The organism is Chloroflexota bacterium (genome assembly GCA_020850535.1).
Lineage (GTDB): Bacteria > Chloroflexota > UBA6077 > UBA6077 > JACCZL01 > JADZEM01.
In genome coordinates, this window is the sequence record JADZEM010000185.1 from 1 (window position 1) to 10671 (window position 10671).

Genomic DNA, 10671 nt, shown 5'->3' on the forward strand with positions numbered 1-10671 from the left:
AAGGAGCGAAGTCGAGGGATCTTCCCCGGTGGACCTGGTGTGTGGCCGGAGAAGATCCCTCCGCTCCGCTCGTGCCTCGCTTCGGTCGGGATGACACCCCTCGTATTCACCATGGCGCAGTAGTAGGCACGCGCAGCGCATGAACGACAACGCCGCTCCCCAGCGCCCCGGGGAGCGGCGTCAACTGATAACGCCAGACGCGGGTGGTCCCTACCTCGCGCCCGCCGGCTGGTAGTCGATCTCCAGCTCGGCCAGCTTGGACGCCGGCACAACGCCATGCTCCCAGCCGCGCTCCTTGTAGTACTCCTCGAGCATCTGGTCCAGCTCGCAGACGTGGCCCTCAGAGCCGGGCATCGTGGACGGCTCCTTGGTGAAGCGCGTCGGCAGGTAGTCTGACCCCTCGCCGTAGCCGGCGAGGTTGTTGTAGAGCCGCTCCAGGTTGTAGATCCGCTCGCCGGTCTTGAGGACGTCGTCCACGGTGAACGGCCGGCCGGTGATCGCCGCGTACTGGGCGGCGTACTCCTCCGGCCCCTCGGCGAACGCGCTGAACTTGCAGAGGTCGAGGCTGTCCGAGAACGCCAGCACGTCTTGCAGGATCTTCGTCAGGCCGCCCTTGCCCTCCCAGGCCAGCGGGTCGGTCTTCGGCTCGATCAGGCCGAGCTCGGAGGCCGGAGTGTAGGCCCGCAGGTGACAGGCGCCTCGATTGCTGGTGGCGTAGGCGATGCCCATGCCCTTCAGGCCGCGCGGATCGTAGGCTGGGATCGCCTGGCCCTTGACGGTCATCGAGATCTCGGGGTGGCCGTAGTGCTGGGCCACGCGCTCGGTGCCCTCGGCCAGCACATCGCCGACGCCCTCGCGCCGCGCGATCTTCTCGGTGATGGCGACCATGCTCGGTGCGTCGCCCCAGGCCAGCCCCGGGAAGTCCTTCACGAAGCCGCGCTCGGATGCCTCCATGAAGACCGAGAAGGTGTTGCCCAGCTCGATGGTGTCCATCCCGTAGTCGTTGCACTGGTCGATGAGCTTGGCGACGGTCGGGATGTCGTCCATGTCGCAGTTCGCGCCGAGCGCCCAGGCGCTCTCGTACTCGACACTCTCCATGCGGAGGCCGGTGTACGGGCCTTCCTTGATCTCGACTTCCTTCTTGCAGGCGACCGGGCAGGCGTGGCAGGTCGGGTTGTGCACGAGGTAGTGATCGTTGACGTACTCGCCGCTGATCTTCTCCGCACGGTCCCCGAACGAGGTCACCTGGCTGTTCCTGGCGGGCAGCGCGCCCATGGCGCTGGTGATGTTCATCAGGACGTTCGTGCCGTAGACGGAGAGGCCGCCCTTGCGTGGGGCCGTCACGTTCTTCTCGTCCATGATGGTGGCGAGCGCCTGCCGCCGGGCCGCCGGCCAGGCCTCGGCGTCCTCCGCCTTCGGCGTCTGGCGGGCCGACTTGACGACAATCGCCTTCAGGTTCTTGGAACCGCCGACCGCGCCGGTGCCGCCGCGCCCGGCCGAGCGGTCGTTTTCGTTCAGCCAGGAGGCGTACTTGACCTTGTTCTCGCCGGCTGGCCCGATGGTGATGACGCTGAGATCCTTCTCGCCGTGCTTCGCCTGGAAGTGTTTGACGACCTCGTGGACGCCCTTGCCCCACAGGTCCGAGGCATCGTGCAGGGAGAGCGAGCCGTTCTCGACGTAGGCGTAGACCGGTTTGTCGGCCTTGCCGATGAAGAGCAGCCCGTCGAAGCCGGCCCAGCGCAGCCGCGCGGCCGACCAGCCGCCCTGGTGGCTGTCGGTGACGCCGCCGGTGAGCGGCGACTTGGTCACGACGGCCATCCGGCCGCTCATGTTGGCCTCGGTCCCGGTGAGGGGACCGTTCATGAAGCAGAGCAGGTTATCTGGACCGAGCGGATCGACGCCCGGCCCCTGTTCGAGGACGTAGCGCACGCCCAGTCCGCGCGCCCCGATGTACTTGAGCGCCCACGTTTCAGGGATCGGTTCGTAGCTGACCGCGCCCGACGTGAGATCCACGCGGGCGACGCGATTCGCAAAGCCGCCGATTGGCATCTGAGCCCTCCTGGTACGAGCTCCGGGCGCCGCCGCCCGAGCGCGGGCACGCCACGGCCCGCATACCTGTTCTCGATTCTACCCCCGAATCGGGAAAGAATCTAGCATAGGATTGGATCAGAGTATGAGAAGGATATCTTGATGAATGCTGCAAGTATTGTCACAAGACAAATGTGACAAAAGGGCCGAATGATGGCGTGTTCTGACGATGGCTCGGCGGGCGGTTCGGCGGGCTTGATCGCTCCGGTCTGCGTGCGGTCGCCGGCGCACAGCATCCCATGCGGCCGCGTGCACAGGGCGTTCGCATGTTCGTTGGCGTTCGTGGAACGCGGCAAGACGCGCAGTCGGGGGCTGAAGCCCCCGACTACACTCATGCCGTCGCGCAGCGACGGCAGCCGAGAGCAGCCGTCGATCGGTGAGACTGAAGCGTCGCGCAGCGACTGCAGGATGGTAGGCGGGGCTTTCAAGCCCCGACGACGCCGCACGCCGTGCCCGACGTGCAATCGCTCTACGGCGTGAGCGCGGCGTCGGGCGTGGAGCGGCCGGCCGGCGTACAATCGGGGCGAGGCCCGCATGCTGAGCGGGCGCGCTCGGCCGCCGGCTGGCCGGGCGCCGATTCTGGCCCGCCCCGCTGGGGCTGTGCGAACTGGAGCGACCACGCTGGCGACGATAGCCCAGGCCCCCGAAGCGCCGGCCGCAGAAGAGCGACCGAAAGCTGACCGACTCTTCCGCAACGTCGAGTTTCTGAGGATCTGGGGCGGCCAGACCATCTCCAGCGTTGGCAGCGGCGTTGTCAAGATCGCCGCGCCGCTGCTGGTGCTGGCGCTCGGCGAATCGCCGACGATGGCCGGGCTGGTCGGCGGCGCGCTGATGTTCCCGATGATCTTCCTGGGGCTGCCGGCCGGCGCGCTGGTGGACCGCTGGGACCGCCGCAAGGTGATGATCGTCTGCGACACCAGCCGCTGTATCGCCGTGATGACCGTCCCGCTGGCCTGGATGCTCGGGCTGCTCACCGGCTGGTGGCTGCTGGCGGTGGCGCTGGCGCTCGGGTCGGCGCAGTCGTTCTACAACATCTGTCAGGTGGCGGCCCTGCCGCGTGTGGTGCAGAAGCGGCAGATCGCCTCGGCCCAGGCGCTCAACTCGACCTCCGAGGCGGTGGCGCAGCTCGCCAGTCCGGGCCTGGGCGGCATGATCGTGCAGCTTGCGCCGACAGCGGTGATCGGCGGCGTGCTCGCATACTGCGTCAACGGCGGCACGTTCATGGTGTCGGTGCTGGCGCTGCTCGGCATCAGGACGCCGTTCCAGGCGAGCCGGCCCAGGGCGGGGCAGGCTGGGATCATGCAGTCGATCCGAGACGGCCTGCACTACGTCTGGCGTGAGTACGCCATTCGCATGCTGATGGTGCTGAACACGGTGCACCGGTTCGGCTTTGCGCCGGTCATGTTGACCGTGGTGGTGCTGGCGCGCCAGGATCTCGGGTTCGAGCCGGCCCAGATCGGCTTGCTCTTCAGCGTGGCCGGCTCGGGCGGGCTCTCGGCGGCGGCGATCACGCCCTGGCTGCGACGCCGCATCCCCGTTGGCTGGCACATGATCGGGATCGTCGGGGTGCACGCGCTGGCCCTGGCGCTGGTGACGGTCTCGTCGTCGGTACTGCTGATCGGGCTCGGGCTGTACTTCGCCGGCATGATGGAGACGATGACGGGGATCACCCAGGTGTCGTACCGGCTGGCGCTGATTCCGGACGCGATCCAGGGCCGCGTCAACAGCGTCTACCGGCTGCTGTCGTTCGGCGCGATGTCGTTCGGGACGGCGCTCGGCGGCTTCCTGATCGACCTCTACGGCCCCCGCCCCGTGATGGGGCTGATCGCCGGGTGGATCGGGCTGATGGCGGTGGCAGGGGCGCTGTCAGGGGTGCGGTCGCTCAGGGAGTAGGTCTACAGCTTCCTGCTGAAGACGACCACGGCGATGGACGCCAGCCCGAGGGCCGCGCAGACGCCGCCGAAGGCCGGCCCGATGCCGATGCTGGCCGCCAGGATGCCGAGCGCTGGCGCTGCGATGCCGCCTGACTGCTGCACCAGCATGTGGTAGGCTCCGAGGGCCGTGGCGCGGCGGTGGGCGGGTGCGCTGTCCATCACCAGCACCTCGGTGCAGGTCAGGCGCATGGCAGCGGCGATGCCGACACCCGTCAGCGGGATCACCAGGAGTTCTGTTGGCAGCGTGGTGATGCCCCAGAGCGATGGCCCCATCAGCCCAAGCGCGATCAGGATGACGCCGCGCCGCCCGATCCGGTCCGAGAGCAGGCCGCCCAACGGCGACCCGATCAGGCCCACCAGCTGCGGCACGCCGAACAGCACGGCAGCCCAGGCCGGCTCGATGCCGCGAACGTCAACCAGATACAGCGTCATGAAGGCCAGCAGCGCTGCGAACACGACCTGGAACGCGATAGATGCTGACACCAGTGGCCCGACGGTTCGCACCACGACGCCAAGCTCGCGGAACACGGCCAGGCGATCCGTCTTGCCCGCGGGGCGCTGGTGGTGGCCGGGTGCGACGGTCCACAGCCACAGCCCGGCCAGCACCGGCGCGAACGACAGCCACAGGTACGGCGTCGTCCAGGCGCCCGTCTGCGTGACGAGCCAGCCGGCCGTGGCGGGCACGATGAAGAAGCTCAGGTGGCCGCCGGTGGTGTGCAGTCCGATAGCGCTGCCACGCACCGAGGCTGGGAAGATTCGCGACATCAGCGCCGAGGCCGGCGCGTGGTACGAGCCGGCGATCAGGCCGAGCACGATCAGCAGCCCGAACAGCTGCCAGTAGCTGCCCGAGAACGCGATGGCCGCGCTCACCAGCCCGGTCAGCAACAGCCCGACGACGATCACCAGCCGCGAGCCGAACCGGTCAGCCAGCACGCCGATGGGCGCGTTCGAGATCCCCAGGCTGAGGCTGAACGCCGAGACCAGCCAGCCCGACTGGTCGTAGCTGAGGGCGAAGGCGTCGCGGATGAACGGCAGCAGCGGATTCAGGAGGCTGTTGCTGACGTGGTGCGAGAAGTGGGCCGTGGTGAAGCTCGCCAGAACGACCTGTCCGCGCCGCGTCTTGAGGGTGACCTCACCAGTCGGGGCAGCAGGTGAGCTTGCCGGCTGAGCGGCAGTCGGCAGGACGGCTCCGTTGTCTGCTGCCTCGCGTACCGCCATGCCTTCACTCCCCGCATTCAATGGCGCCAGCGCCGCTGCTGGCGGGCGAGATTGTGCCACAGTCGCCGTGTCGCCCGTGGGCAGGCGCGTGTTCGTTGGGGCCCCCAGAACGCAGAAACCCTCACCCCCCGACCCCCTCTCCCGCGCACAGGGAGAGGGGGAGGCCACCTGCAACTCGTGTGTCTCCCCTCGCTCCTTGAGGGAGAGGGGTTGGGGGCCGTGGGGATACAGGGGCCCCATGGTAGGGTGTGGACGGGGCGTGTACCGCAGCAATGCATCACACGCCATCAAGCCCCGACCAGGCTGCGCGGCGCGCCCAACAGGCCATTGCCCATGTCCCAGGCGGGGGCTTCTGGTCACCACTGTCGGCTGCTGGTCATACTGATGGCAGAGTCACGAGTATCCTGATCTTTCGCGGGGGAGTCACGCCGTGTCCGACCCGGCTACCGTCCATGCGTCGCTGCCAGACGAGCGCACCTACCGGCTGCCGAAGTCCGTTCTGCCGGAGCGCTACGAGCTGACGCTCGCCCCGGACCTTGCCGCATTCACCTACACCGGCGACGAGCGCGTGACGCTCGCCATCTCCGAGCCGGTCACCGAGATCCTGCTGAACGCCGTCGACATGGAGCTGTCCAGCGTGACGCTCTCCAATGCCGCCGGCGCGTCGCTGACCGGAACCGTCGAGATGGTCCCGGACGAGGAGCGCGCCCGCATCACCCTCAGCGGGACGGCCGCGCCGGGCGCCTGGACCCTCTCACTGAAGTTTGACGGCGTCCTCAACGACCGGCTGCACGGCTTCTACCGCAGCACCTACACCGACTCGAATGGGGAGCGGCAGGTCATCGCCACGACCCAGATGGAAGCGGTCGATGCCCGCCGGGCGTTCCCCTGCTGGGACGAGCCGGAGATGAAGGCCGTCTTCTCGGTCACACTGGTGGTGGACGAGGGGCTGATGGCCGTCTCGAACGGTCGCGAGCTCTCGCAGACGAAGCTCGACAGCGGGAAGATCGCCGTCAGGTTTGCCGACACGATCAAGATGTCGACATACCTCGTCTGCTTCGTCGTCGGGAAGCTCGAAGCGACCGACGCCGTGGACGTCGACGGCACGCCGCTGCGGATCGTCTTCGTGCCCGGCAAGCGGCACATGGCCGACTTCGCGCTGGAGGTCGGCGCGTTCACGCTGCGGTTCTTCGCCGACTACTACGGCATCCCGTACCCGGGCGACAAGCTCGACATGATCGCGCTGCCAGACTTCGCAGCCGGCGCGATGGAGAACCTCGGCGCGATCACCTACCGCGAGACGGCCCTGCTGGCGGACACCAGCATCGCCTCGCACGCCGACCTGGAGCGCGTCGCCGACGTCATCGCTCACGAGATCGCCCACATGTGGTTCGGCGACCTCGTCACGATGAAGTGGTGGAACGGCATCTGGCTGAACGAGGCGTTCGCCACGTTCATGGAGATGCTGGCCGTTGACGCCTTCCGCCCGGAGTGGCAGCGCTGGAATAGCTTCAGCATCGGCCGCTCGTCGGCGATGATGACGGACGGCCTGCGAAGCACCCGCCCCATCGAGTTCACGGTCCGCCGCCCCGAAGAGTGTGAGAGCATGTTCGACATCCTCACCTACGAGAAGGGCGCAGCGGTGCTGCGGATGCTGGAGCAGTACCTTGGCGCGAAGGAGTTCCAGCGGGGCATCGCCCTCTACCTGAAGTCGCACGAGTACGCGAATGCCGAGACGACGGACCTCTGGGACGCCATCGAAGAGGCGACCGGCGAGCCGAGCCGCAAGATCATGGACTCGTGGATCTTCCAGGGCGGCCACCCGGTCGTGAGCGTTGCGAAGACGGCGGACGGCAACGGGATCATGCTCTCGCAGCAGCGGTTCCGCTACCTCGCCAGCGACGACGATGCGTCGGTCAACTGGCAGGTGCCGGTGATGATGCGCGTCAAGACGGCGGACGGCATCGAGACCCGCAAGGTGCTGGTCGAGGGTGGCTCGGCCACGGTGGACTTCGGCGCGCCCGTCGAGTGGGTGGTGGGGAACGACCGTGGAGCCGGCTTCTTCCGCGCCCGCTACACCCCTGAGCTGCTCAAGGCGCTGACGGCCTCGGTGCAGGACACGCTGAGCCCGGTCGAGCGGTTCAACCTCGTCAGCGATACCTGGGCCTCGGTGCTGGCCGGGCTGACGCCGGTCGCCGACTTCCTGGCCCTGGCGAAGCTGTTCGGGACCGAGACGGACCGGAACGTCTGGCTGGCGGTGTTGGGCGGGCTGGAGTTCCTGAATCGGATGCTGCCGAAGGCGGACCGCCCGAAGCTGCAGGGGCTGGTCCGCGACCTGGTTGGGCCGAGCGTCCAGCGGCTCGGCTGGGAGCGCAAGAACGGCGAGGCTGACCTGACGGCCCAGCTACGCGGGACGCTGATCGCGGCGCTCGCCACGACCGGCGAGGACGCGCCGACCCAGCAGCGAGCGCGCGAGCTGCACGCGGCCTACGTCAAGGACCGCTCGGCCGTGGATCGCGACGTGGTGCCGGCCGTCATCTCGATCGCGGCTCACACCGGCGACGCCGCCACCTACGATCTCTTCTGGGCGCGGTACAAGTCGGCCGCGACTCCCCAGGAGGAGACGCGCTACCTGTTCTCGCTGGCGAGCTTCCCGGATCGGGCGCTGCTCCAGCGGACATTGGACCAGACGCTGACCTCCGAGATTCGGACCCAGAACGCGCCGTTCCTGATCGGCTCGCTGATGACGAACCTGGACGGCGGCGAGCTGGCCTGGCAGTACGTCAAAACGCACTGGGACGAGATGGTGGCGAAGTATCCAGACAATACGCACGTCCGGATGCTGGCCGGGATCACGGCGCTCTCGACGCCCGAGCTTGCGGCAGAGATCGAGGAGTTCTTCGCAGTGCCGCGTGTGCGGCAGGGCCAGAAGACCCTGGATCAGCACCTGGAGCGGCTGCGGATCAACCTGGCGTTCCGGCAGCGCGAGTCGGCAAAGCTGGCGTCGTACTTCTAGGAGTCCCAGTAGGAAGGTCAGGCGGCGGGCGGGGGATACCCCCTCCGACAGCATTGACGTATTGACAGAATGGCTCGCTGAACGCGATATGAGGGCCAGTGCGGCCAGGCCTGTGCGACCTCTACGGTTTGCGGGCGAGCAGGCGAGCGGATGACCGCTCGCCTGCTTCGTCGTAGGAGAGGGTCTCCAGGCCGAGCGCCTCGAACGCTGCTCGTGGCTCGCCGCTCTGGAGCAGGTGCTCGGGGCTGACCTCCGAGGTTCGGCCGCCGGGCGCGTCGACGAACGTCTGGAACACCAGCAGCCCGCCCGGCCGCAGCGAGGCGGCCAGTTGCGGCCAGAGACGGCGGTCCAGGAAAAGGATGTTCAGGACGAGGTCGTAGACGCCTTCGGGGATCGTGGCCGTGTCCAGGTCGATCTGCTGCGGGTAGACCTCGACGGGCGCGCCCCGGGCCGCCCGCTCGTCGATCTCCCGGGACAGGATCGCCAGCCCCACGTCGGACAGGTCCCAGGCGTCTACCGTCCAGCGCCGCTCGGCCAGCCAGACGGCGTTCCGGCCGCCACCACACGCGAGATCGAGCGCCCGGGCGTCGGCGCGCGGCGGCCGAAGCTGGTCGGCGATCTCCAGCAGCCAGCGGCTGGGCTCGAATGCGTAGTCGCGCTGCTCCAGTCGATCTGCGTAGCGCCGATTCCAACGCTCGCGGTCCGTGTCTGCCACCGTGGGTCATCCTCCGGGCCTGGGGGCCTGCCAGGAGTTGTACCCCGCCGGACGGCCGGTTCAGGACGGGAGATCGTCCAGGTGGCTGTCCCGGTAGGTGGAAGTGAATACGGCAGCGCTTGCTGAACTACCAAATCTGTATGTATCGATCACTCGGTACGCTGCTGCATGCGCATCATTCATGCGACGTCGGGCCTTGCAGCGTGATGAGGGACGGCCAGACGTAGATATTCCAGGATTGGACACTTGGTCGCTTGTGGAGATCGCGCTTGTGACTTGTGATCGGTGTTCAGAGGCCCTGCTCGCAGCTCATGAGATCCGGCCCTGATGGTTTCCATCATTGCTCCCTGATCTCCTCACCAGGAGTGCCAATGTAGCCCCGACCAGGTGGCCCGCGATGCCCTTCCGTCCTTCCGATAAGAGCCGAGGCTGTTGGAAAACCTCTCGGAGACCTACTCGTGGCCGTCGATCGACAGGCCAGATCGCTCTGAGGCGGTCGATTTCGGCCGTTTGAAGCCGCCTCAGCGATGATTTGAAGCTCACTGCAGGACTGCAAGCGACTTTTTCAACAGGCTGAGCCCTTACCGGAAGGACCGTTCACCTCGGCGCTGAGCTGCTCCCCGACCGTTTCGATCTTGATGTCTCGCCCGGCCGCCCAGCGCACACCCGCTCACCCGAGCAACGCCCTCAATTTGTTCGACCGCTGTCGCCCTACGGGCTGACCATCAACCATCAGGGCAAACTAGCGATACCAACGAGATTTTGTGCAACTTCCGTCTAACTGATGTATCGCACATTCTAAACATTGACTTCTAAACATGACCCTCGTATCATGATGCTCGCGGCTAAGTCGACCCCGCGAAGAGGCAGAATCATGTCCTCTTTGAGCGATCTCAGATTGAACCTAGTGAAAACTACAGGCCACGTCTCCGTGTCGCTACGGAATTGAGAGTAGTGACCAAGTTATCTGGCCGGCACTGGTATGTCGCGACCGTGTTCATCCTAGTGCTTGTAAGCATGGGCATTGGGGTGGCATCAATGTACGGCCGGGACACCACAGAGTCAGAGCGTATGCGGGACTGTCCTCTACTTCCAAGCAGCATCTACCACCAATTTCGAGTCGATCACGACCGTGATCGGATGTATCAGTTTGTGGTGTATGTAAATCCTCCAGATTCCTCGATTCCTCTAGAGCTTGAGGCTCAAATAGTGAACCGGATGTCAGAAAGAATCACCGTACGCATACCACTGCGGAGGACGTGCGATCTCGCGAATCTTCCGTTCGTCACCTATATTCGCAGTGAAGAACCGCCGTCATTTTAGGAAGGAATTCCGCCTGTGCACCATCGAAGATCGTTGGTCTCCAACTTCTTTGGAACTGCTACGAAATAAGTGTCTCATATGGACGTGAGCGTGGACGGATGCGGGAGTTCCACTGCCCGTGGAAGGTGTCTCGTTCGAGGTTGATGCTGGCGAGCTGGGCGTCGGTGACCTTGCGTCCGGTCGGGTGGGCGTCGGTATCGAGTTCACAGTGGACCGTCAAGCCGCTGCGCGTCGTCGTGGCCGCGATCAAGCTCACGATGGTCTGGTAGCTGACGAGCGGCTTGCCGCGCCAGTTCTGGGTGATGTACGAGAACAGCCGATGCTCGATCTTGTTCCACTTGCTGGTGCCGGGTGGCAGGTGACAGACGTGGACCTCC

At 66.4% G+C, this 10671-nt stretch carries 6 protein-coding genes; 2 read left to right on the forward strand and 4 right to left on the reverse strand.

Annotated features, from left to right (window positions below):
- Window positions 1-210: 210 nt before the first annotated feature.
- A complete protein-coding gene (locus IT306_26030; GenBank protein MCC7371901.1) occupies window positions 211-2049 on the reverse strand; it encodes an aldehyde ferredoxin oxidoreductase family protein in 1839 nt (612 codons plus the stop codon).
- 573 nt (window positions 2050-2622) lie between these two features.
- On the opposite strand from IT306_26030, the gene IT306_26035 reads away from it, so the two are divergent.
- Entirely contained in the window at window positions 2623-3981 is a 1359-nt protein-coding gene (locus tag IT306_26035) for an MFS transporter (GenBank protein ID MCC7371902.1), read from the forward strand.
- Window positions 3982-3983: 2 nt separating this feature from the next.
- Here the strand turns inward: IT306_26035 and IT306_26040 are convergent, their stop codons facing one another.
- Window positions 3984-5240, reverse strand: a complete 1257-nt coding sequence (locus IT306_26040; GenBank protein ID MCC7371903.1) for an MFS transporter — start codon at window positions 5238-5240, stop codon at window positions 3984-3986.
- A 430-nt stretch (window positions 5241-5670) separates the two neighbouring features.
- Between IT306_26040 and IT306_26045 the strand changes: the two genes are divergently transcribed.
- Window positions 5671-8256, forward strand: a complete 2586-nt coding sequence (locus tag IT306_26045; GenBank protein MCC7371904.1) for a M1 family metallopeptidase — start codon at window positions 5671-5673, stop codon at window positions 8254-8256.
- A 121-nt stretch (window positions 8257-8377) separates the two neighbouring features.
- Here the strand turns inward: IT306_26045 and IT306_26050 are convergent, their stop codons facing one another.
- Both IT306_26050 and IT306_26055 read right to left on the reverse strand, forming a co-directional pair.
- Window positions 8378-8971: a methyltransferase domain-containing protein gene (locus IT306_26050; GenBank protein ID MCC7371905.1), complete on the reverse strand. Its 594-nt coding sequence runs from the start codon at window positions 8969-8971 to the stop codon at window positions 8378-8380.
- Between the two features lie 1381 nt (window positions 8972-10352).
- A partial coding sequence (locus IT306_26055) for an ISAzo13 family transposase (protein MCC7371906.1) occupies window positions 10353-10671 on the reverse strand: 319 nt, incomplete at its 5' end.